Genomic DNA, 23,319 nt, shown 5'->3' with positions numbered 1-23,319 from the left:
TCGCAAGTCAGAAGCAGGGGGTTAATCAGTTGAGTGAGCAAAACAGCTTGGATCTCAGTGGTATCAATCCCCTGAGTGGTCTCGATCCCCTTGCTATAGTAAACAGTGTCAGCTTCAGCCCGGATGGACAAATGATCGCCTCTGGCAATGCAGATGGCACTATCAAACTGTGGAAGCCTGACGGCACATTGATCAAGACACTGAAGGGTCATTATGATCCTGTGGACGATGCCAGATTCCCTCTGAGCAGTATCAGATTCAGCCCGGATGGACAAATGATCGCCTCTGGCAGTGGGGATAATGGCATTATCAAGCTGTGGAAGCGAGACGGTACGCTGATCAAGACGCTGGTTGAATGCGGTTTTCCTGTAAACAGTGTCAGCTTCAGCCCAGATGGAAAAACGCTCGCCGCTGGCACTTGGGGGACTGAGACTATCAAGGTGTGGAATTTGAACTAGGCTAGTACCGCAAGGCGGAAGTCAAAAATCAAAAGGAGCCAGTGCGTTGGGCGGCTCTGCGCGGATTATTAATTTTGACTTTTGACTTTTGACTTTTGACTTTTGACTTCCCTCTTCGCGTAGCGTCTCCAAGAGTTGGGGCTGACCTCTAACTTGCTTAATTTTTAATTTTTAATTTATTCTCTAACCAGCCAATTGCAAAGTCAGCCAGTAATGCAATTCCCGCTGCTGGAACTGCACCAGCTAAAATTAACTGATCATTCACTACTGAAATGCCGCGAAAAATAAACACTCCTAAACCACCTGCACCAATTGCTGCTGCAATGGTTGCAATGCCAATGGCAATTACCGTTGCGACCCGCACTCCTGCTAAAATCACTCCCATTGCCAAGGGGATTTCAACTTGCAATAACAATTGTCTATCTGTCATCCCCATCCCTCTCCCAGCTTCCCGAATAGCTGGATCGACGCTAGTAATCCCTGTGTAAGTGTTACGAATTATCGGCAGCAAGGAATATACAATCAGGGCAACAATTGCTGGTACTGCGCCAATTCCGCCAATTATAGGAACTGGAATCAGTAAGCCAAACAGTGCCAAACTAGGAATAGTTTGCAGAATATTTGCTATGCCGAGAATTGGTTGGCGGAGATAAGTTTTGCGTGTAATTAAAATACCTAAAGGAATGCCTACAAGTATGGCAATTCCGATCGCAATTCCTACCAAAAATAAGTGTTCTAGAGTATGCTGAAGAATTTCTGGGGCATACTTAACGAGGAAGAAATTTTTCATAAATGGTCTTGGAAGGAACGCAGACATTGGAGAAAGGCTAGGCTTTCTGGGTGTTGCGATCGCATAAATTCATCTGTTGTCCCCAATACTACCAATTCTCCGCCAGACATTAAACCAATTCTCGATGCCAAAACCAAGGCTTCTTGAATATCGTGGGTGACAAACACAACTGTTTTGCCTAACTCTTGCTGCAAACGCCGAAACTCTTGTTGAAGTTCTAGCCGCGTAATTGGATCGAGTGCGCCAAAGGGTTCATCCATCAACAACACTGGCGGATCTGCTGCTAAAGCCCTCGCTACACCGACTCTTTGCCTTTGTCCTCCCGAAAGTTCGTGCGGGTAACGCCCTGCAAATTGTGCTGGTTCTAAGCCTACTAATTGCAACAATTCATAAACTCGCGTTTTAATTTGTTTTGGTTGCCAACCTTCCAAAGCCGGGACTAAACCCACATTACGTTCTACAGTGAAATGGGGAAATAAACCAATTTCTTGAATTACATAACCAATTTTTCGCCGCAGTTTAATTTCATCCCATTGAGTTGTTGGAATACTATCAAATAAAACTTCGCCTTGTGTGGGTGTGAATAGGCGATTAATTAACTTCATTGTCGTGGTTTTGCCACTTCCACTGCGTCCAAGTAATACCAGTGCTTCTCCTTGGTGAATGGTGAAATTGAGATTTGACACCAATGGGCGATGATTGCGGCTAAAGGTGACATCACGGAATTCGACGGCGGTTTGGTTATTTTGCGGCATGAGTGGCTTTTAGTGGACACTAGCTATATGTATTATGTGCTGATTTTGCTAGCGTGCTAATGCCCGATTTGCCAGACAAGTTGCTCAAGCCCATTGTTTTAAGTATATGTAGGGTGCGTTAGGCTAACGCCATAACGCACCGCAATAGATCATAAAAACGGTGCGTTAGCCTAACGGCATAACACACCCTACTATGCAGTTTTAGCATTCTCATCTAAGACTTGTTCTGCAACATTTTTCAAGCGGCTCGACCTGATTTTGCGGGCGCGATCGCTATTCCGAACACCACCCGCCATCTCATATTCGCGGCTGTCTTTGCCGTACTTGATAGCAACCACCATCAGCATCTTTTCAGAAAGCTGACTCAAGTTTTTTTCCATCTCTTCAATTTCAGTTCTAGAAGAGTCAACCACAGACAGAGCGGTATTATAAACATCAATTTTGTTACGTAACTGGTCAATTGACTCAATCAGTTTTTCTAGACTATAATTTTCATCAAATTTGATGTTTGGAACAATCGATTTCAGTCCAGCCGATCTTAACTGAGCTTTTTCTAAAATGCGGGATGTGCGTTTTAGACGAGACATAAATTTATTTCTTTAAGATACTTCTAGAGCTAGCTTGCCTTAGTTAAACTACATTCCGGTTCAGGGTAACTCACAATTTTTTCTAATAAACTTTTCAGGTGATACCAGTAATTTTGCGGTATCTCATCACTAGATGTTGATTTTTATAGTAATAATTGTTTAAGTTTCATAAAAGTTTTAAGGGAGACCGCTCCCGTGAACAAAAAGACTGCTCCCGTGAACTCAAAGACCGCTTCAGTTTGTTGGGGAGTGCGTAGACGCAAAGCGGCTTGTTGATGGATATTGCTGCGTAGACAAAACTTCTGTAGGCGATCGCCTAGTATTCTGTAGGAAAGAACAATAATAGCGATCGCAGTTTGTAGAAGGGCGATCGCTATTACCATATAGTTTGAACAAGATACTGTGTAATTTGCTGATCAATTGTCACAATTGGCAAATTCTCTACTTGGCTTTGGGCAATCAAAATCCGATCAAATGGATCTCGGTGGATACTTGGTAAACTAGCAACTTGCAATACATGGCTCATTTGAATAGGTAAACTTTCAAAGCGATTGATCGCCAGACGACTTGGAATATACTGTTCTACAGGTTCAGGTAAAGTCAGTTTGCCCAATTTATTTTTGATGACAATTTCCCAGGCACTTACTACGCTCAAAAATAGGATGTTACCTGAATCAGCAATCACATTATGAGCGTTGGCAGATAACTGAGAGTCATCTGTCACCCACCAAATGAATGCATGGGTATCCAGTAAAGCTCTCATTACTAAACGAAGTTAGAACTTTCAAAATCACTCAAGATTTCTTCTGGTAAAGGCTCGTTAAAATCTTGTGCAATAAACACTTTACCTTTATCTAAGCCTGGAATGCGAGGAGAACTGGTATTTGTAAGGGCGACTAGACGTGCAACAGGAATCCCCTGTTCAGCAATCACGACTTCTTCACCAAGCAATACCTGACTTAAAAGTTCACTAAATTTGGCAGTTGCTTGAGCAACGTTGACAGTAATAGTCATCTGCCTTGGTAATTAATTCCTAATATTCTTTACGATAACACCGAATGGTTGGGCGATCGCTCATCGACAGTCTAGACAATTTCTGGTGATGATTTCATGACTAATTGCGATCGCTCACTCATGGACACCAGAGAGAGTTTGTAAATGCGATACCTGCTCGATGGTTGAGTAGCTGTAAAAAGCGATCGCACTTCGCTTAAAACTATAGATCCTGCATCCCCTTATACCAATTGACCGAAATCAAGCTACAGAGGCAAGTTAAATCTAACTCTCTTAAATTACGAATTAGGTTGCCGAGCGTTCGCGTAGCGTCTCGTAGAGAAGCCGAGGTACGAATTAGGTTGCCGAGCGAAGTCGAGGTACGAATTACAAATTATTTCCACCATCGCCCCACATCCTGAATCGCCCTGACAAGTTCTACCGTTGCTGCTTCGCCACCTAATGCAAAGATAACTGGAAACAATGCTTTGATATCTTGCAGCAAATCACGGCGAGTGCGAAGGGATAGCTCATGAAGTGTACCTTGCCAAAGGGGGAAAAGTTCAGTAGATGGCATTTGTGACAAACTGTCAGCTAAGGCACTCAAGGCATAGGCACGAGAATCCTCAGACTGTATTGCCCTGGCAGCAGCAAGGGCTTCTGGCAATAACTCTGGTGGCAGTTTCTCAGCTAAGGCACTCAAGGCATTGGCACGATAATCCTCATCCTGTATTGCCCTGGCAGCAGCAAAGGCTTTTTGCAGTGCTAATTCTTGAAGATTTGGTGTTAAATAATTGACTAGTTCTGTCAGCGAGTCAATTTTCTTTTGTGGTTCTGGTTTTTGCAGGGCATAAGCTAGTCCTTGTTCAGGAGTCCACATCTTGTTTTTGACCAACGCTACCAGCAAATCTGCTGGTAGATTAGCTGCCAAACTATTCATCGATGCAGTAATCAAAGCATAGCGACATTGCAAGCTTAGTGTTGATTCAGTCCAATTCGCTTCTGCTAGTTCCCAGGCACGAGAAATATCTGTGATGTAACCGCCAGTTTGTGCCAATTGTTCTCGCACTTCATACCAGCCATTGCTTCCAGTTGCAGACTCTTCCCGCAATAACTGGTGAATCTCTTCTAACTGTCCAGCCTTTTCCAAATGCCAAACTAAATACTGATGAATGTAACCATCATCGAGTAAAGTATGCCATAAACCATTCTGGGTTTTCTGCCGATACTTCTTTAAAAAAGCAGCGTGAACATCAGCAAGGTTTAAACCCAACCCAGCCAAATCTCCTCGGCGCTTTGGCTGGGAGGGAGTAGTTAACAAATTACAAGCTAAATCGTGGAATAAGTCATGTAAGCGATAGGTAGGCATACCATCAGCAAGCGCTACTCCTATTAATAGCAATGCTTTATTCCGTAAATATTGCAACATCTTGGCAGCATCACGCTTATCCATCTGCCACAACGTTGCTGCCATCATCTTATTAATGTTGACATCCTCCGGCAATACCCCTAACCAAGAGAAATGCTGCTGCTTTTCTGGTGGCATTCTCTTGACACTCAAATTTAATGATGCGGTTAAACTCAGGCGTTTTAAACTAGCCTCATCAGTAATTTCTTCGGCTTCCGGTCGGTCAAAACTTGTTAATCTGGCTACTTCTTGCTGAATATCTGCCAATAGTTCATCCCAAGTCGTACCACAAGCAACTTCGGCGGCTGCAAGTTCCAATGCTAAGGGAAGATAACCAACGCCTTTGGCTAAATTTTCTGCTGAGTGACGTTCTATGCCTGTAATCTCGCGTCTTAATTTCTTCGTCAGCAATTCCATTGCCTGGTCTGGTTTCATTATATCCAGACTGTAGATGCTGGCTGCTAAGGCATCGGCAATGTGACCTTCACGAGTAGTTACTAAAACTTGACAACCCGCACCACCAAAATTAAATGCTTGTGCATCTTCGGTATTCCAAGCATCATCCACTACCAGCAACACAGCCTTGTCATAAAGCAGAGTCCGCAAATGCGAGGAAGTTGCTTCAACACTTGTAGGCTTAAAGCTATAGTCTCCTAATGCTTGCACCCAGCCACTAAGTAAAGCAAGCACATTGGGTTGTTGACCTAATGTTGCCCAAAGAATGCCATCACAAAAACGAGATTGTATTTCTGCATTATGGGCTAAAGCCGCAGCTAAAGTAGATTTGCCCACCGAACCCAAGCCGTGAATCGCAGTAATTACTAAAGTGCGACTATCAGACGATGAACCATTCAAAAGACGAGTCTTTAAATCATCGCTGTACTCTGGGCGTTCTACAAAGTGTGCGGGTAAAGGTGGCGCTTGAAATATTTGTATGTGACCTAACCCCCTAACCCCCTTTTCTACAAGGGAAGGGGGAAGATTCAAAGCCTCTCTCCCAGTGGGGGAGAGGTTTGGAGAGGGGTTTTCTGCTTTCGATTTTTTTGGTCTGTTATTTTCCCATCCCTCATCAAACCGTTTGAGGTTTTTTTCCCTATCCCTTGACCATAGCTTGAGTGTAAAGTGCCAGTCCTCAGAACCTTGAGTGTGGAGACGGTTATCTTCCAGAATCTTCAAGAAGTCTTTCAGCAAATTCAGCGCTTCTCGAATTTGCACTTTAGTTAACTTACCAGGATATTTATCTTTTTGCGTCAGCAACTCCAAGGTGACTAACGTAGTCTGCACAGTCAGCTTGGGGTTAGCGCTGTCTTCTTCTTTCCAGTCGTACTCAATTTTAAAGTTACCGTCCTCAAATTCTCCATCGACAAAATAAAGCAACGCCTCTAGCAGACGCTTGACTCGCTTTTGAATCTGAGGCCCATAGGTAGTTCGTGGCATTACATCCAAAAAATTGAGTAAGAAGTTTGGGGCTACCCCATATTGAAACTCCCACCCCAAACTCATGTAATCCAGATTCTAAGGCATTTTCAGCAAGATTAGGGTATTTGCATAGGGACACAACCCCAAAGAGAACCTATATCTATCAACTCTTTGGGGTACAAACAAATGCAAATTAAGCGTCATATTCTCAGTAAAACCATTGCTTTGTTGCTGGCAATGCAACTATTCTTGATTGGTTTACAAGCTAAAAGCCGAATTGACCAAGGTAACTCATCCCTTGAGGCGTTGATTTGGATGATTCAACAATATATTCCAGTGCTGGTTAAAATTCGCAACTTGCGGGATAAAAGGGAGAAAAACGATTCTCCAAAGCTCAAAAGTAAAAGATGAAGTGGTAGGGTGTGTTAGAGGTTGTTTGAAAAGTGTTTCGCTGTGACTTTAGGCACTTTTAGATCCCCCCTAACCCACGCCAGTCGCTTCACTTGGGGAGACCCCAAGACCGCGCTGGCTCCCCTTAAAAAGGGGGGAACCGGAATCAAAGTCCCCTTAAAAAGGGGGATTTAGAGGGATCTAAAACTTTTGATACCGACAAGAGGACTTTTCAAACATCCTCTTAGGCGGAACGCTGTAACGCACCGCAATAGATATTCAAATGGTGCGTTGCGCTTTGCGAGAACGCACCCGACTTTGGATATTTTGTTAATTGAAATCTCTTATTGTCCAATACAATTCTGTTAAAAATAATCGTAGAGTAGTGTATGCCATCCACACGAAAATTGCTGTATGAGTCGTCCCCGAATCATTCAACCTGGTCAAAGCTATACATTCAGCAAATATTTTGAACTACCGTTTTCCCCAGAAGATATTCTTGCTGAACTTGGCTGTTCCTATAAACGCGAACGGTTGCAATTACCAAAAACAGAATTTCTTCCTGAGATAATTGCAGAATTACACCGAGTAATTGAGCGTAACCTCCGACGTGTCAAGCTACTTAGTGAGGATGCACGCAAGCAAGCAATTATTGCACCGATATTACTAGAAGTTTGCGAAATTGCCCAAACCCAATTGAATATTGAGTATCCTATTAGTGTTAGTGACCAACTCAAAGGCAGCTTGGATTATTACATTGATAAAGGTAAGGGATTGTTAGTAATTGAAGCGAAACAAGCAGATATCAGTAGAGGCTTTACACAATTAGCAGTTGAGTTGATTACACTCGATCAATGGATAAATTCAGAATTGCCAGTTCTTTATGGGGCAGTAAGTACTGGTGAAGATTGGCGATTTGCAATATACAACCGTCAGGAAAAACAGATAACAGAAGACCTCAAATTATATCGGGTTCCTGAAGAATTAACTGAGTTAACTCATATTTTAGTTGGCATATTGAGCAATTAAATACAGCAGATTGCAACAAGTGTGAGGTACAGATAATCGTAGGGGCACAACATGTTGTGCCCCTACCCGTGTACTTCATTTACCTGAAATACGCTGTATCTAAAAAGTAGTAGAGTGCGTGATAGCAAAGCCATAACGCACCATATTCAGACATTAAGACTCCATCTCAGCCAATTCTAACCACCGTTCAGTCGCCACATCGATCGCTTGCTTGAGAGATTCCACTTGTTCGTAGAGTTTCTGCACCTGGCTATAATTCCCCGGTGAAACATTCGCTAGTGTTTTCTCGGTTTCTGCTTTCTCAGCTTCTAACTGGGCAATTTTACCTTCCAACTGCTCAAATTCTTTTTTTTCCCAATTGGATAACCTCCGTCGCTTGGTATTCTCTACATCTTTGGGTGAAGATGCACCATTTTGGGCTTCGACATTTTTAGGCTTCTCCTTAGTGTTCGCAGCTTGTTGCTGTGCCTCTTCAGCCTTCTTATAGTCCAGATAAACTGAGTAATTGCCTGGATATTGCCGGAGATTACCGCCTTCTTCAAAGGAAAATACTGTATCGATGGTGCGATCAAGAAAGTAGCGATCGTGAGAAACTACAATTACACACCCGGCAAAATCCTCTAAATAATCCTCTAATACTGCCAATGTCTGCACATCTAAATCGTTCGTCGGTTCATCTAAAATCAAGACATTGGGCGCACTCATCAGAACCCGCAACAGAAATAAACGGCGTTTTTCCCCACCCGAAAGTTTATGAATTGGGGCATACTGTTGATTACCAGGAAACAAAAACCGCTCCAACATTTGGGAAGCAGTAATTTGAGTACCATCGGTAATTTTGACAAATTCTCCTTCTTCTTTGATATAGTCAATCACGCGCTGATTTTCGTTTAAGGCTGTGAGCAATTCTTCAGAATGCTGGTCAAAATAACCGATGTGAATTGTAGTACCAATTTCCGCAATGCCAGAATCTGGTTTAACCCGCCCAGTAATCATATCCATTAAAGTGGATTTACCTGCACCGTTAGCGCCGATGATGCCGATGCGGTCTTCTGGACTAAATTCGTAGGTGAAATTATTAATCAGGGTACGTCCATCATAAGCTTTAGAAATTTTATTTAATTCAATAACTTTTTTGCCGATGCGACGACCAACTGTAGAAATATCAACTTTACCCTGAACTTGTTTAAATTCAGTATCCCGCAAAGCATGAGCGCGGTCAATTCTAGCTTTTTGCTTAGTACTTCTGGCTTTCGGCCCTTTTTTGAGCCATTCTAACTCGCGTCGCAACACGCCTTGATGTTTACGTTGAGTACTTACAGCAGATTCTTCAGCTAACGCTTTCTTTTCCAGGTAATATGAATAGTTACCTGTATAGGTGTAAATGTCGCCTCGGTCAATTTCAATGATCCGATTGGTAACACGATCCAAAAAGTAGCGATCGTGAGTGATGAGAAAAAGCGCACCACGATAGCGATTTAAATAACTTTGTAACCATTCAACAGAAAGAGCATCGAGATGGTTTGTCGGCTCATCCATGAGCAAAATATCTGGTTCTGCTAGCAACGCTGATGCTAGAGCAATACGCTTGCGATAACCTCCAGATAAAGTGCCTATTTTGGCATCAAAGTCAGAAATTCCTAATTTTGTAAGGATGATTTTAGCGTTGGTTTCTAATTCCCAAGCACCACTCGTATCCATCCGTTGCATCACCACAGAAAGCCGAGACATCAGTTGGCTATCATCTGGATAGTGAACCAATTTATCTGACAGTTCTTCATACTCACGCACCAAAACTGTATGTTCGCCACTGTCGGCGAAAACTTGCTCTAAAACTGTGTGATTTTCATCTAAATCTGGCTGCTGGGATAAATAGATAATTTTAGAACCGGAGTTGACTAAAACTTGCCCACTATCTATCGATTCTAACCCAGCGATCATTTTTAATAAGGTTGATTTCCCAGAACCGTTAGTACCAATCAAACCAACTTTATCGGTAGCATCGAGGCTAAAGCTAGCATCTTTTAAAATTTCCTTGATGCCAAAGTCTTTTGTTACTGACTGGAGTGTAATAATACTCATAATATTTAGTCATTTTTCATTGGTCATTAGTTAGTAGGTAAGACATATACCTAGCCCATGTCTTGGTGAGATGCTCTCATTCCTATACTCTGCATAGGAACGAGAGATTGATAGTTTTTGGGTGGTCAGAAAAGGATACATAGGGAACTTGCAAAACCAAATTTAACTTTATAACAAAGGTTTCAGCATACTTTCGACCACCAAGACACGGGCTAGCCACATACCCTTACCTACATTGTCCGAATTCTATACAAATAAATCCAAGGGGAGATGTCCATACATTTCGTTGATTCCGTCTTCGTGGTAAGACTGGCAAGATACTAATACTCCCCGATGATGTCCAGCATAGGAATCAAGATAACACAAGCCATTTTTACCATTTAATTTGATATAAACTGGCCCTTCAGGTGTAAGTAAATTGTTTGGTGGTTCATAACCCAAAGCCAAAGAATAGGTCTTCATCGCCAGTATTCCTTCTTCTGCTGTATCAGCACAAATTCCTAAAATTTGATAATCAGCAAGCTTGGTGATTAGAATTAAGGCACTACGAATTACTGATTTTTCTGATGGCTTGAGGACAGGTGCAATGTCTAAACAGTTGAATTTATTCAGTAATTTTTTCGCTTCTTCGGCGGTGAGATTCTGAGGATTGGGGGTTGACATAAAGTTCGATTATTATCTTGTTAATTTTTCTGTTGTGTTTGAGTTAGGACTAGCCTAACTTACTAAGTATTATTTACTCGAATCAGGTTGATTTTGGACATTTCCAAGGTTGAACATGAAGGGGACACCGCTTTTTGAGTCACTACCCATAACCAGGACTTTTGGCATCTGAGCGCCGCCACTCTTCCAAGCTTCAATTGCTTCTTTTTGTAGAACCAACTGTCCTCCTTGGGCTTTGAGCGTCTCTGCTAAGAGTCTTTGAGATTCTGCCTTACCTTTGGCGCGATTTACATCTGCTTGTGCTTCTTGTTCAGCTTCCCGTGCTACATAAACGGCTCTTTGCGCCCGCTGTTCAGCAATTTGTTTTTCTTCCACTGCTTTGGCAAATTCTGGTGAGAACGCTAAGTCAACTACGCTAGTATCTAACACAATTATCCCATATTTGTCTAAGCGATCGCCTAACGCATTATCAAAGTCTTCTTTCAACTCACTTCTTTTGGTAATTGCTTCTTCTACTGTTCTTCTGGCTGCGGCAATTTTAAATGCTTCTTGTGTCTGAGGTGCAATGATTTTCGATACAATATTTGCTAGAGTTCCTTGTTTCCTTCTAACTTCAACGACCTGGATGGGATCGAGGCGAAAGTTAATCGCAAATCTCGCAGATAAATTTTGCAAATCTTTAGTAGAACTCTCCGCTGGCACTTCAAATTTTTGGACTGTTAAATCATACACATCTATCACTGAGATAAAAGGCGGTTTCACGTGAATCCCTTCCAATAAAGCCCCATCTCTAGCTTTACCCAAGATGCTGATCACTCCTGCTTGTCCAGGGTTAATAATCACAAAGGAATTTAGTCCGAGAATCACTGATATTGCTAACACAATTCCTAAAACTGTGGTTTGCCAATTTCCCAATTGCTGATTTTTCAAATTCCTCTCTCCATCTGAGTGCTGAGTCGTGTTAGCGGATAGCTACGGTTTAGCCCGTCCTAAGTAAAATAGTACGGATAAATCTGAGAGTAGTAAATAGTCAAAAGTTTTGCTTTGACTTGGGTAAACTCAGTTACTAGTTTAAGTTTCTCATCAGTTTGTCTGAATCAAGTCTTTAATCTTCAGACTTAGGACTTTGTTCCGTGGTAATATCAGTTGCACAAAACCGCAAAAAGCCGTGGCTACTCTATAGCAATCCGATCTGAGTTGTAAAAATTATTTCGTTTAACGTAGACGCAAAGCGGTGAAGCAGCGCGGTCTTGGGGGTTTCCCCCATGAGCGACTGCTGTTAGCGCAGCGGTAGCGACGTAGGAGCGTCACCCGGAGGGCTTGCCGCAGGCTACCGCAAAGAACGCATAGACGCGGAGCGGCTTCCCGCAGGGTAGGGCGCAAAGTGTAGAAAGAGAAGATTTTTACAGATGATTTAGGATTGCTATCTTAAAATTTATTCTATAAATAAATGATTAGTACATGGTTTCTGTGTTGGTGGCGGCTCTGGCAAACTCTTCCCTTGTGCTAGAATCCTTCTGTGAATAGGGTTTGAGACGCGCTAACTCTGGATCAGTTAGCATACCTTGAAAACCATCGTTGCCAACATAAGGGATATGCAAAACACAGATATAGTTGTCATTGGTAGCGGTATTGGCGGTTTGAGTTGTGCTGCTCTTTTGGCACGGTATGGCTTTGATGTAATAGTCTGCGAAAGCCACTCTATTGCTGGAGGCGCTGCCCATGCTTTTGAGCGCAATGGTTTCAAATTTGACTCGGGCCCGTCCCTCTACTCTGGACTGTCTTACAGCCCCTCTGCGAACCCTTTGCGACAAGTGCTAGATGCAATTGGCTCTGAATTACCATGCGTAACCTACGATACTTGGGGTTGTTGTCTGCCAGAAGGTGATTTTGACACGGGGGTTGGTGCCGAGCAATTTTGTGAAGTGCTGATGAAATTCCGTGGTGATAATGCTGTAGCCGAATGGCAGCAACTCCAGCGTGTTATGGAACCATTTGCCAATGCAGCAACTTCTATACCACCAGCCGCATTACGCTTTGATTTTGGTGCAGCTAGAACTGTGGGCCCGTTTGTTCCATCTCTGACAAAAAATGTGGCGAATATCATCAAGCTGACGGGCCCCTTCAGCCGGATTATGGATGCTGTTGTTAAAGACTCGTTTACGCGAAATTGGCTCAATTTGCTGTGTTTTCTACTTTCTGGACTTCCAGCAGATGGTACTAGCGCCGCAGAGGTAGCATTTATGTTTGCCGACTGGTATCGACCAGACGCAGTACTTGAATATCCGATTGGTGGTAGTGGTGCTTTAGTTGACACCCTTGTACAAGGATTGGAGCGTCACGGTGGGAAGCTGATGCTGGGCGCTCATGTGGAGCAAGTGCTTGTAGAAGGTAATCGCGCGGTGGGTGTGCGTCTGCGCGATCGCCAAGAAATTCGGGCGCGGCGGGCAGTGATTTCTAATGCATCGGTTTGGGATACCCTGAAGTTGCTACCAGAAAAGGCAATATCTAAACAGTACCGCAGCAAACGACAAGCTACACCTGAGTGTGATAGCTTCATGCATCTACATTTAGGTATTGATGCTCAAGGATTACAGTCAGATTTGCGGTGTCATTACATCGTAGTCAATAACTGGGAATTGGGCGTTACAGCACCTCAGAATGTTGTGGTGATATCAATCCCTTCAACTCTCGATCCATCCCTAGCACCAGCAGGTAAGCATGTGATTCATGTGTATACTCCTGGTAATGAGCCATATGCTTTGTGGCAGGGAATGGATAGAAGGAACCAAGAATACGCCGAACAAAAGCGATCGCGTGCAGAAATAATGTGGCAAGCGCTACAGCGGATCATTCCAGATATTCGCTCTCGTTGCGAAGTCACACTTGTTGGTACACCTCTAACCCACGAGCGTTATCTCCGTCGTCACCAAGGTTCCTACGGCCCAGCAATTCCGGCTGGATCTGGTATGTTTCCTGGCCCCAGCACACCTTTACCAGGACTGATGTGCTGTGGCGACTCGACATTTCCCGGCATTGGTTTACCAGCAGTCGCCGCTAGTGGGATGATTGCTGCGAATACCCTTGCACCTGTTAGTAAACATTTAGAAATGCTTCAAGATATCAAGTGCATTTAATTTTTTGAGTATAAAATCTAGTTGCCAACAGAGCCGCACCTGCTGCCAAAACTGCTAGTACACTGTCAGGTTCGGGTACGGCAGCAACTTCAGCGTCAATTCGTGCAGTTCCAGCAAACAAACCTGTCAATTCAGGTTTTTGCAATATATTAGCAAACTCTGGAGAAACCAACAATTTAACATCAGGGATGGTTAAATTTTGACCATCAAATGCCACAGGTTCTGTAATACTCAAATCAAACAAAATTGTATTTAAAGAAAATGTATCTCTTAAAACAAATCCGCTGCCACCTGTGACAGTACGTCCCGGAGCCAGACCAATTGATAAGTCACCAACAGTAATTTGATCATTGAAGGTAACAGTACCAGTACCCTCGATTGTACCTGAGAGCGGAGTAAAACCGCCCTCGTCACTAAACGTGAAGTTGGTGGCTGGGTCGATATTGAAGCCAACTAAATAATTGCTGGGAATTGGTGCAACTGTATTATTAGTGTCTGTTATGAGTAGCCCGATACTTTTAAGAATCTCCTCGTGATCATGATCAATGCTGGTGACTCCAGATATCACTTTAAAAGTTGCAGCTTCTACCTGTATGGGTGTAATTGATATAAAAGCTGCTGTAGTACAACCAAGAATCCCTGCAAATTGAGAAAAACGCATAGATACTCCTTATCTTCGTAGTTTATTCTATCTAAAAAAACGCTCTTTATTAATCTAAAAACTTAGGGATTACCGATAATAAGCTGGTCTTAAAAGATAAAAAATACTTTTGATAATTTGATATGAATTAATTATCAAGTTGATAACAAAATTCTAATCATACAGTTATCAATACAAAGTTAGATAAGTGGGTAAAAATAAATATCCTTGCTGAGGATGAAGGAAAAAGTATAAGGTATAAGACATTAAACATAAAAAACGAAAAAAATATAGTTACGTTTAATTATGTCCAATGTCAATTATTTAGCCTTAAACCTAACAATGATGATGCGGTAAAATATAAATTTTTCCTCTAATTATTGCTAAGATTAGGTTAAGAAGCAAAGCACTGTCTTAAAAGCTATTTAGAAAGTAAATCTTAAGTAAGGTGCATTAGGTTAAAGCCGTAATGCACCATGTTCTATGGCGGTGCGTTAGACGCTCATGTTATTTTTTTGGTTATACCAATTCTGTATGAAGATGCACCAAACTATATGAGAAACGAACTGCAAAGGGGAGGTAGCGCAGTCTTCTCCATACAGCCCTTTGGGCATCGGCAGGCGCTACTCTCCCTTTGGGAGAAGGGGAGACGATACCGCGCATAGCGCAGCGTAAAGCCTGCGGCATGGCAACTCTTAGAGACGCTACGCGTAGCTTGCTTCCCGGTAGGGGTACGCTTAGAGCGAGTCTTCTCCCTTAGCACGATTTTGTATCAATACAGTTAACAGCGATTACCTATAAGGTTGCATAGAACAAGGGGATTTTGCCCAAAGTCTTACCAAGCCTGATTTTGTGCAGTTTCACAAAGAATTCGTATAAGTATTTCTTTGTTTCTTTCTTCTCAGGGAGACGCTATACAAATGCGTTATCCTGCGGTCAGCCGCAACTCTACAATACACTATTGCATTCGCATCTACGTTTAAAAAATTGACTTTGACAAAGAGTTTTAGCCTTAACCCAAGCGGATTGGATTGTATATGGTTTTCATATTACGTTGACACCAAGAAACGCATTGACTCTTGCAAAAGACATAGTTGAATTTACTCTCACCGGACTTACTTGTTGATTCATAGGCTTGTTCTAATCCACCAGCTTATTTTCTGCAAATTAGGATCTATTTCCTGCCAAAAGTTTGCTGATGAGTCTGCTTCTCTTGCTGTTGTGAAGATTTTTTCTATACTGTCAAAGTTTTTTTGAATCAACTGCTTATCTAGTTTAGGAATATCTAATTTAAGATATTTCAGACGGTTGGGTAACTCTACTTTCTCTCTTGTCGGCAAGTTGGGAATCTGATCAACTTGTTCTATAATTTTATCTATTGATGCAATTACTTCTTCAATCTTTGGCTTTTTAGTTTTTAATTGTAAATCTTTTTCTTCAAATGTTTCTTCTTGATCACCTAACTTTACCATCACTATTTTGACAAAGAAAATATTGTAATCAACCTCACTAACTTCACCCACTTGTTGATAATATTTTCCACTTTTATTTATAAATACTATGTCACCTTTCTCAATTCTTTCCTTCATCATTTCTACAACCTCTAAATTAAATTACTAAATAATCTCCTCTACAGAAAATACTACTCTAAAACCACAAACCCTCAGTCCACCGTCTGACTCATTCCAGCTACGACTGGCGCTGCGACAAAGTTCTGCATTGAAACTCCAAGAACCACCGCGTAAGACTCGGCGATTAATATCACCGTTAACTTCCCAAGCTGTTCCATCTAAGGGTGCGTCGTTATAATTGTTGTGCCAAGAATCAGCGCACCATTCCCAAACTAGCCCGTGCATATCGTACAATCCAAAGGCGTTAGCTACTTCAAAACTACCGACGTTTGTTGTTTCTTTACGGAATTTGCTTTTTGGTTCGATAGCACAACTGACTAACTCAGAGGTAATCGTTTCACCAAAATGGAAGGATGTTGTAGTTCCAGCCCGACAAGCATATTCCCATTCAGCTTCACTCGGTAAACGATAGTCGTGTCCGGTTTTTTCTGATAGTCTGAGACAGAATTCTACAGCCTCATACCAAGATACATTTTCCACTGGTCTATCTAGACCTTTGAATTTCGATGGATGGGGATTTAAAGCTTGTTTGACTTTGGGTAAAGCTGCTACTACTCTCCACTGTGCTTGAGTTACAGGAAATTTCCCCATAAAAAATGGTTCGACGCTAACTTCGTGTTGAGGACGTTCGTCAGCATCCCCTTCAAACTCTGGTGAACCCATCATGTAAGTACCACCAGGAATTGATACCATTTCTAATGTGACAGACTTACCCAATTTTTCAGCAAAGAAGTTTGCATTGCTGTTCACGCGGTTTACTTCTCTACCACCTGTGTCTACTGTCACTACATCAAATTCAAAGCTTTCTAAGGAGAGTAATGGTATTATTACTTTTTGCGGTAGCAGCGGTAATATAGATTGGGACATCGAAACAATTTTTAGGGCAACAGGTTCAATGTTCGATGTTGTAAACTTTAAATCATTGAGAACTTCAACTGCTGTTTGATATCTTTCGCTCGGTAGATGTTTTAGTAATTTATCTAAAATTTTCCCTAAGTCGTCGCTGATAGTAATACCTTTTTCTTGTAACCGTTGACGCCACAACCACTTAGCATTCATAGCATCATAAATAGGGTCATTAATCTGTCCAGAAGCATCCTGTAAAGGCAAACATCGAGTTAAAAGACGCACGCAAGTTACACCCAAAGCATACAAATCACTGGCGTGACAAGCAAATCCAGCCATTTGTTCTGTTGGGGCATAACCAAGGGTATAGATTACTGTAGCTTGTCTTCCTAAACTGGTTTGTGTTAGCTGTTTAGCACCACCAAAGTCAATTAATACGGGTTTTTCATCACTTGCACGGCGGATAATATTTTCTGGTTTTATATCCCGATGAATAACATTATGGGTATGAACGAATTCCAGAACTGGCAATAAATCAGTTAAAAGTTCCCAAATTTGTTTTTCACCATAGGTTTTTTGCTGAACTTCTTGTAAGAGAGTTTTTCCTTGAATAAATTCTTGTACGAGATACAAGCTAGTACCTTGTTCAAAATAAGCTAGTAATCTGGGAATTTGCGTATGATTTTCTCCCAGTTCATACAACCGAAAAGCTTCTTCTTTGAAAAATTCCGCTGCTTTGGTGCGTTGTCCTGTTCCCTGAAATTGTGGGAAAAATTGCTTGATGACACAAGGCGCATTTAGTCTATCTACATCTTCTGTTGCATAGGTTCTGCTAAACCCACCTTCACCTAAGAGTCTCAATACGCGGTAACGGTTTCTCAGAAGTTTGCCAAAGTTGCTTTGTCCGCAACTCACGCAAAATCTATTGCCATCAGAGTTGAATGGATTTGAGCAATTGGGATTTTGGCAGATTTGCATAATCAGGAGGAAATAGCATCTTCTCCAAAGTTAGCCCCAATATTATCTAATTGAAAACAGTTATGTAGATAAGCGAACACGGAAGTTTATTTATGTGCTTAAAAATATCTTTTACACGAGGAGAGATGGATGATTAACAATTCAAAACTCTAAACTCAAGAGAGTTACATAGGGAATTGAAAGCCCGAATGAAACTGATATTAGTGCTTTCGGCTTGCCGGAACGCACCCTACATTTTAATATAGCTGTTGTTCACTATCCAAAAAAGTTCATCAAGAACCAATTAAAGAATTAAAAACTCAAAGTTTCAAATAGTTATATAAGGGTATTTCAACCCCAGTGAAACTTTAGCTACTTGTATAAGTAGGGGTATAAAATTCTTTATACATCTTCAAGAAAGAATGTAGATACGTTGCATTGCAACATCTCTAAAAAAATTTTGGGTAAAGTATAATTAATTTCTGAAGATATGTTTTATTTGAAGAAAACCCATAGTTTTTATTGCGAGTTTGACTCTCAATACATTTCAGATAAGCACTCTTGACCTATCCTCTCAATTGGTAAAAAGGTAAAGGTTTAAAATTACTCTTTTCCCTTTAACCGAACCGTGGAGGAGTGGAAGAGTCAAGGAAGAAAATAATAACTCTTAACTCCTAACTCTAGATATCAGATAACTTAGTTGACCTTACGTTGGAAACTAAATGTTCCAGACTGTCCAGGTTGAAGTGGCCCAGGAATTGTGTCTAGATAAATGGTGATATTAACGCCAATCGCATCCGTTACTGCTGCTCCTAAATTTAGATAAGTTACAATTCCGGCAGGATCAATTGCAGTATTAAACACATGACTGGTATCCACAGTTCCATTACCATCATTGTCTTTCGCCCAGTTATTATTAGTGGAATTACCATTTTCAGTAATAATGATTCCAGTTGCACTTATAGTAGCGTTATTTGAGCCGATGGGAACTGATGAAATATTGGTGTAAGTAATCCGATACTCAATAATGTTGCCTACACCAGGCTTTTTCGGTGTTGTGCTAAAAGTGCTATCATTAGTAGCAACAGCAGATCCACTTCCTTGTATAATTCGAGATTCTTTCACAAGTTTCAAGAAACCTGTGTAAACTTGGTCAATAGTATTATTGTAAGATTCTCCAGAATTAAACGCTCCATCATTATTGCTATCCACAAAAGCTCGAATTGTCACAGGAAAAGCTTTACCTGTATCTGTTGATAGAGGCGTTCCTCCAGGTAAATCTACAGTTACGGTGTAATCAACTGGGAGATTATTGAGGGTTGGTAGGACAATTCCTAAGCCAGAAGTCAAGGTGAAGACAGTACCATTGTATGTGTAAGTGGCAACACTGGCTCCAGAAGTCAACGTTACAGTTGTACCTGATGGTAGGTCACTATTATTGGTTGGGGTAACTGGTACTAGTAAGACATTACTTAACAGGGTTGGATTGGGGTTTAGTATAGTATTGAAGAAGCTGACAGCACCAGGATCGATGGTAGATCCTGGCGGCAGATAGAGTGGAACGATCGCTGATTGGTTTGAAAAATCATTATTATTATCAGTCGCTCCCACAGCGTCAGGGTGCAAATGCGGCCCATTCAAAATCGAAGTTTGGGCAGTCATCGTGAAGGTGTTAACTTCACCTCCAGGCCCTTGACCTGTGTTGTTATTACTGCTATCTGCCCCTTGACTAGCAACATTTGCTACCCCACTATTAGGAATATTTGAACCAACAGTACCATCATCATTAAAGTTGCTAGGGTTTTGGTCGCCTGACTCATCATAAACTAGCTGATTGAGTGTATCACCTTGAGTTTGACCAAAGCTCTGAGCAATATTAGAAATCGTGGCTGTGGAAGTCAGAACTGCATTTGTCACCACTTGGAAGGATAATCCATTTACTATTGTCCCGGCAGTGAGAGTGCCAGATTTAACAAATCCAACACGAGTTACCAATGTTAAATCAACGGGTACAATACTAGTCCAAAGGGCATTGTTTGCTGTCACTACTGTAGGCGTCACAGTGTAAACAACACTCCAACCTGTAGGAGGGGTAACTACACTCGCTAAGTGAGTATTTACGGGAATGGCATCAGATACCAAAATTTTGGCACCAATCAGCGCATCTACATTAATATTCGTACCTACCAAATTTGTGGGAGTTAATCCTGTACTACCTGCGGGACTTGTGGAATCAATTTTTAGACTCAAATCGTAGGTCAACTTATCATCACTCAGATTGTTGGGTGTACTGGAATCTGAATACCCAGAACGAACTTTTAAGACTTTAGCAAAGGCCTGTGGAGTCGCAGCGATAATAGTTGTTTGTATAGCGCTAGCTTCTCGTTCTCCATTCAGAGGTACCCCTGTCGTTTCTCCTGCTGTTGTATCTAAATTATCAACGGTGCGGACTTCCGTAGCATTTGAGCCATCAGGACTATCAGGTTGGTTTTGAGTAGTATTACTGTTATCGTTAGGACCTGTATCACCTAGTAAAACTGAAATATTAGAACCCGGCGTTGCCAACAAATTAACTGTGACAGGAACACGCACTTTGACAAATCCACTAACAGGAATGGAACCAGTGGTAAAACCAGCGTTGGGAATAGTAGTTTCAAATGTACCGTTGCCATCTAAATCTGCGGTAATTGTGCCAGCTGTTGCTGGCCCTGTAATAGTAGCTTTACCTGGAATAAAGAAACGGGTGGGATCATTCCCCACATTAGTAATCAAAAAATCGTAGTACAGCAAATCATTAGAAACAACACTACCACCTGTTGTATCTGTCATGCCTTGAGAAGTCACCATAATTCCTGCTATCTCTGCTACAGTAATTGTTACAGTATTGGAAGTAGTTTTATTAAGAACATTTACTCCCAAATTATTCACGTAATTATATTCAGCAGTTGCGGTGTTGTCGATAACAGTACCAGCAGTTGTACCATCTGCTAGAGAAGGCATTACTAGTGTAAATGACCCTCCTAAAGAAATTGCTGCTGCTAATAAAAAACGGTATTGATGCAATTTATGAGCAAAAAAGTTGCGTGATGGTTTCATGATTTATAAACTGCTTTTCAGTCATTTAGTTTTTGTTGTCTAACATCTTGCACCAGTTCATTTAAAACACTTTTTGTAGCTCAGACACTTCTTTCTGACTTTTCACAAGAAGTCCTCAAGCCCTGAGTTGATGAAAATAGCTAACGGAAAAATTAGGGCTTGGGAAACCCTCAAAATGATATGAATTCACATACTGTGAAAAGTCAAACTTCTTTCTGTTCGCTCAAGCCACAATTTTTAAGTTGTAAGTGCTACTCACTCTACAAATATTGATAATGGTGCAAGACATGAGTTGTAAATGTTCCTAATTCCGCTTCTCTACGAGACGCTGGGGGAACGCATAATTTTTAATGACGTTCCCAAACTTACTAACGTAATTCGTATTTACTGTTAATCAAGAGCTTTAGACATTTTATAAGGACGGCTTTTTAACACCGAACTGTAGTAGTTTCAGGGATAAGGTATGATGCAAAAACCCCTGCAAAATCAAACCACAAATGTCTGAATTTGTTTTGGATATTTATGTAAAAGTTTATAACAGAATACCATAATCTCTTATGGTCTGTTTATCTATTACATATAATTAATCGACAATTTAAAAAATCAAGTGGATGAAAACAAATTCAACATTAAACTTGTACTTTCAAAGCCTTATTACTGATAACCTTGATTGAAAGTAACTTCATCTGTATTTTTATAAAAAACCAACACTGCTGGGCTGAATTGGCACTGAACTTTACATACTCTATTGTGTTTATAAAGCACAATAATTAACACTGTAAACTTACTTAAATTGAAATATTCCGGGATTTAAAGCAATTGTTATAAATATTGAATTATTGACCCTTGACCCTTAACTCTCAATCGGGTTAGGTTAAGATAAAAACCATGACAGACTGAGGGTTATCACCCAAGTGGAATGAGATTGAATGCAACTTAAGGAATTCTTACTGTTTTCACCTGTAATTAAATCAGGTATAGTACTCAAAGCCTTAGAAACTGCGATGCCATTTAATCCCATTGAACAGGCGAGATCGTTGAAGCTAAAGTAGGCGAAGATTGTAAAGATTGATTTAACTGTTATTTGAAACTTTTATTCTCTTCAGAAGCGCGAATTGATTCAGCTACAAGAGCAACGATCGCAGATATTGAAATCAACATCACACTCAAAGCGTTAATATCAGGCTTGACTCCTGTTCTAATGCGGCTAAAAATTTCCATTGGTAGGGTGTTAGAACCGCTACCAGCAGTAAAACTGGCAATGAGAAAGTCATCTAAGCTAAGGACAAAGGCCAAGAGACAACCAGCTACAATACCAGGCATCAATTGAGGTAACAATACTTTCAGGAAAGCTTGTGTGGGTGTAGCGCCTAAATCTAGTGCTGCTTCTTCTAAGTGAGGATCTAAATTAGTCAGTCGTGAAGCAACTACAAGTCCGACGTAGGCGAGACAAAACACCACATGGGCTGCAACTATTGTCCACAAACTTAAAGGTATTGCAAACGCCGCTAGGCATACTAAGGTAGCCACTGCGATCGCAATATCGGGAATAATCAATGGTAGGTAAGCAATACCACGATACAATTTTTTACCAGGAAATTGGTAACGCGCCAACCCAACCGCCATCAAGGTTCCCAGCACTGCTGAAATCCCCACAGCACAAACAGCAACTATCATACTGTTTTGCAAAGCTGATAAGATGCGATCGTCATTGAACAACTTGCCATACCAATCGAGAGTGAATCCTTGCCAAGTTGCACTGTAGGGCGACTGATTGAAGCTATAAAAGCCAAGTACCAGTATGGGCAGATACATGAATACAAATATCAGCAGTGAGAAAACCGCCTGCCATGAGACACGCGGTTTTTTGAGAGATGGAGAGATATTCACGTTTATATTTGATTTTTATTGATAGCAACCTAAAATATCATATTTTAGGTAATAAGTCAATATTTTGAATAATAAAAAATCTATCCTTGTGTGCGACGCCGAATAGCCCGTCGTAGACATCGCTTCATTTTGTTTGCAATGACAAATAATATAATCTGTGAGGATTCCTCTATTTACAGCAGTTTTCATTTATTTGAACCACATCTGTTGTCTTGATGCCAATACTATCCGAGTCACAGTGACGGGTGAGATTCTGTACTAATTAATTGTTATCGGTAAGAATTTGGATAGAACTCCTAATCAAACTTTGGCACTTCTGATTTAAAACTACCTACTTCACAAAAATTTACCCTTTGGGCGGCTACGGATTGTCCTTTAGAGTACGGAAAGCCGCCCAAAGAGTGACTACACAATTTATTCTTTAATTAACATTTGAAAATCAGATAATTAACAGGCGAGAATAGAGATTTTTCGTCCATTATCACCATTTAGCTGAATTTTTGACGATTAAATAAAATTTATCTTTATCAAAAAACTATATTTAAAAT

19 protein-coding genes and 1 pseudogene are annotated in these 23,319 nt (G+C 41.1%); 4 read left to right on the top strand and 16 right to left on the bottom strand.

Annotated elements, in window-relative coordinates; genetic code table 11:
• A pseudogene (locus Q0541_RS00875) lies at window positions 1–458 on the top strand (hypothetical protein); the annotation flags it as partial.
• A gap of 157 nt (window positions 459–615) precedes the next feature.
• Here Q0541_RS00875 and Q0541_RS00870 read toward each other — a convergent pair.
• The 7 genes from Q0541_RS00870 to Q0541_RS00840 form a co-directional block, all read right to left on the bottom strand.
• A complete protein-coding gene (locus Q0541_RS00870; RefSeq protein WP_298904275.1) occupies window positions 616–1,248 on the bottom strand; it encodes an ABC transporter permease in 633 nt (210 codons plus the stop codon).
• Complete coding sequence (locus tag Q0541_RS00865) at window positions 1,245–2,003, bottom strand: ATP-binding cassette domain-containing protein (RefSeq protein WP_298904273.1); 759 nt, start codon at window positions 2,001–2,003, stop codon at window positions 1,245–1,247. Before Q0541_RS00865 ends, Q0541_RS00870 begins: the two co-directional genes overlap by 4 nt.
• Window positions 2,004–2,194: 191 nt before the next feature.
• The gene (locus Q0541_RS00860; RefSeq protein WP_298904271.1) at window positions 2,195–2,590 is read right to left on the bottom strand and encodes a hypothetical protein; all 396 of its coding nucleotides are present in this window, start codon (window positions 2,588–2,590) and stop codon (window positions 2,195–2,197) included.
• Window positions 2,591–2,733: 143 nt separating this feature from the next.
• Window positions 2,734–2,973: a hypothetical protein gene (locus tag Q0541_RS00855; RefSeq protein WP_298904269.1), complete on the bottom strand. Its 240-nt coding sequence runs from the start codon at window positions 2,971–2,973 to the stop codon at window positions 2,734–2,736.
• Entirely contained in the window at window positions 2,967–3,353 is a 387-nt protein-coding gene (locus Q0541_RS00850; RefSeq protein ID WP_298904267.1) for a type II toxin-antitoxin system VapC family toxin, read from the bottom strand. The genes Q0541_RS00855 and Q0541_RS00850 overlap by 7 nt, the downstream gene beginning before the upstream one ends.
• A gap of 2 nt (window positions 3,354–3,355) precedes the next feature.
• Window positions 3,356–3,604, bottom strand: a complete 249-nt coding sequence (locus Q0541_RS00845) for a type II toxin-antitoxin system Phd/YefM family antitoxin (protein WP_298904265.1) — start codon at window positions 3,602–3,604, stop codon at window positions 3,356–3,358.
• A gap of 373 nt (window positions 3,605–3,977) precedes the next feature.
• A complete protein-coding gene (locus Q0541_RS00840) occupies window positions 3,978–6,428 on the bottom strand; it encodes an NB-ARC domain-containing protein (RefSeq protein ID WP_298904263.1) in 2,451 nt (816 codons plus the stop codon).
• Between the two features lie 168 nt (window positions 6,429–6,596).
• Here Q0541_RS00840 and Q0541_RS00835 point away from each other — a divergent pair, with 168 nt between their 5' ends.
• Window positions 6,597–6,821, top strand: coding sequence for a hypothetical protein (locus tag Q0541_RS00835; protein WP_298904261.1), 225 nt, complete (start codon window positions 6,597–6,599; stop codon window positions 6,819–6,821).
• A 393-nt stretch (window positions 6,822–7,214) separates the two neighbouring features.
• Complete coding sequence (locus Q0541_RS00830) at window positions 7,215–7,829, top strand: hypothetical protein (protein WP_298904259.1); 615 nt, start codon at window positions 7,215–7,217, stop codon at window positions 7,827–7,829.
• Between the two features lie 153 nt (window positions 7,830–7,982).
• On the opposite strand, the gene abc-f is transcribed toward Q0541_RS00830, so the two are convergent.
• The 3 genes from abc-f to Q0541_RS00815 form a co-directional block, all read right to left on the bottom strand.
• Entirely contained in the window at window positions 7,983–9,911 is a 1,929-nt protein-coding gene (abc-f, locus tag Q0541_RS00825) for a ribosomal protection-like ABC-F family protein (protein WP_298904257.1), read from the bottom strand.
• Window positions 9,912–10,157: 246 nt separating this feature from the next.
• A complete protein-coding gene (locus Q0541_RS00820; protein WP_298904255.1) occupies window positions 10,158–10,574 on the bottom strand; it encodes a DUF1824 family protein in 417 nt (138 codons plus the stop codon).
• Window positions 10,575–10,643: 69 nt separating this feature from the next.
• Window positions 10,644–11,504: a prohibitin family protein gene (locus Q0541_RS00815; protein WP_298904253.1), complete on the bottom strand. Its 861-nt coding sequence runs from the start codon at window positions 11,502–11,504 to the stop codon at window positions 10,644–10,646.
• 665 nt (window positions 11,505–12,169) lie between these two features.
• Here Q0541_RS00815 and Q0541_RS00810 point away from each other — a divergent pair.
• The gene (locus Q0541_RS00810; protein ID WP_298904251.1) at window positions 12,170–13,711 is read left to right on the top strand and encodes an NAD(P)/FAD-dependent oxidoreductase; all 1,542 of its coding nucleotides are present in this window, start codon (window positions 12,170–12,172) and stop codon (window positions 13,709–13,711) included.
• On the opposite strand, the gene Q0541_RS00805 is transcribed toward Q0541_RS00810, so the two are convergent.
• The 6 genes from Q0541_RS00805 to Q0541_RS00780 all read right to left on the bottom strand — a co-directional run bounded on the left by Q0541_RS00805 (window position 13,698) and on the right by Q0541_RS00780 (window position 22,771).
• The gene (locus Q0541_RS00805) at window positions 13,698–14,372 is read right to left on the bottom strand and encodes a hypothetical protein (RefSeq protein WP_298904249.1); all 675 of its coding nucleotides are present in this window, start codon (window positions 14,370–14,372) and stop codon (window positions 13,698–13,700) included. The genes Q0541_RS00810 and Q0541_RS00805 overlap by 14 nt on opposite strands.
• A 498-nt stretch (window positions 14,373–14,870) precedes the next feature.
• Window positions 14,871–15,038 carry a hypothetical protein gene (locus tag Q0541_RS00800; protein ID WP_298904247.1) on the bottom strand — a complete coding sequence of 56 codons (168 nt, stop codon included), beginning with the start codon at window positions 15,036–15,038 and terminating at the stop codon, window positions 14,871–14,873.
• Between the two features lie 440 nt (window positions 15,039–15,478).
• Complete coding sequence (locus Q0541_RS00795) at window positions 15,479–15,943, bottom strand: hypothetical protein (RefSeq protein ID WP_298904245.1); 465 nt, start codon at window positions 15,941–15,943, stop codon at window positions 15,479–15,481.
• A 24-nt stretch (window positions 15,944–15,967) separates the two neighbouring features.
• Window positions 15,968–17,806: a bifunctional serine/threonine-protein kinase/formylglycine-generating enzyme family protein gene (locus tag Q0541_RS00790; protein ID WP_298904243.1), complete on the bottom strand. Its 1,839-nt coding sequence runs from the start codon at window positions 17,804–17,806 to the stop codon at window positions 15,968–15,970.
• Window positions 17,807–18,481: 675 nt separating this feature from the next.
• Window positions 18,482–20,881, bottom strand: a complete 2,400-nt coding sequence (locus Q0541_RS00785) for a hypothetical protein (protein ID WP_298904241.1) — start codon at window positions 20,879–20,881, stop codon at window positions 18,482–18,484.
• 1,080 nt (window positions 20,882–21,961) lie between these two features.
• Entirely contained in the window at window positions 21,962–22,771 is an 810-nt protein-coding gene (locus tag Q0541_RS00780) for an ABC transporter permease (RefSeq protein WP_366941794.1), read from the bottom strand.
• Between the last annotated feature and the right edge of the window lie 548 nt (window positions 22,772–23,319).

Source organism: uncultured Nostoc sp., from assembly GCF_937863485.1.
In the GTDB taxonomy this organism is placed as follows: Bacteria; Cyanobacteriota; Cyanobacteriia; order Cyanobacteriales; family Nostocaceae; genus Nostoc.
This window is presented reverse-complemented; position numbering and strand designations above follow the sequence as displayed.

Coding starts and splice junctions, on each gene's coding strand:
- abc-f (WP_298904257.1), bottom strand. CDS start 9,911: ATGAGTATTATTACACTCCAGTCAGTAACAAAAGACTTTGGCATCAAG.
- Q0541_RS00805 (WP_298904249.1), bottom strand. CDS start 14,372: ATGCGTTTTTCTCAATTTGCAGGGATTCTTGGTTGTACTACAGCAGCT.
- Q0541_RS00820 (WP_298904255.1), bottom strand. CDS start 10,574: ATGTCAACCCCCAATCCTCAGAATCTCACCGCCGAAGAAGCGAAAAAA.
- Q0541_RS00830 (WP_298904259.1), top strand. CDS start 7,215: ATGAGTCGTCCCCGAATCATTCAACCTGGTCAAAGCTATACATTCAGC.
- Q0541_RS00835 (WP_298904261.1), top strand. CDS start 6,597: ATGCAAATTAAGCGTCATATTCTCAGTAAAACCATTGCTTTGTTGCTG.
- Q0541_RS00790 (WP_298904243.1), bottom strand. CDS start 17,806: ATGCAAATCTGCCAAAATCCCAATTGCTCAAATCCATTCAACTCTGAT.
- Q0541_RS00795 (WP_298904245.1), bottom strand. CDS start 15,943: ATGATGAAGGAAAGAATTGAGAAAGGTGACATAGTATTTATAAATAAA.
- Q0541_RS00860 (WP_298904271.1), bottom strand. CDS start 2,590: ATGTCTCGTCTAAAACGCACATCCCGCATTTTAGAAAAAGCTCAGTTA.
- Q0541_RS00865 (WP_298904273.1), bottom strand. CDS start 2,003: ATGCCGCAAAATAACCAAACCGCCGTCGAATTCCGTGATGTCACCTTT.
- Q0541_RS00810 (WP_298904251.1), top strand. CDS start 12,170: ATGCAAAACACAGATATAGTTGTCATTGGTAGCGGTATTGGCGGTTTG.
- Q0541_RS00840 (WP_298904263.1), bottom strand. CDS start 6,428: ATGCCACGAACTACCTATGGGCCTCAGATTCAAAAGCGAGTCAAGCGT.
- Q0541_RS00855 (WP_298904269.1), bottom strand. CDS start 2,973: ATGGTAATAGCGATCGCCCTTCTACAAACTGCGATCGCTATTATTGTT.
- Q0541_RS00850 (WP_298904267.1), bottom strand. CDS start 3,353: ATGAGAGCTTTACTGGATACCCATGCATTCATTTGGTGGGTGACAGAT.
- Q0541_RS00870 (WP_298904275.1), bottom strand. CDS start 1,248: ATGAAAAATTTCTTCCTCGTTAAGTATGCCCCAGAAATTCTTCAGCAT.
- Q0541_RS00845 (WP_298904265.1), bottom strand. CDS start 3,604: ATGACTATTACTGTCAACGTTGCTCAAGCAACTGCCAAATTTAGTGAA.
- Q0541_RS00785 (WP_298904241.1), bottom strand. CDS start 20,881: ATGAAACCATCACGCAACTTTTTTGCTCATAAATTGCATCAATACCGT.
- Q0541_RS00800 (WP_298904247.1), bottom strand. CDS start 15,038: ATGCCGCAGGCTTTACGCTGCGCTATGCGCGGTATCGTCTCCCCTTCT.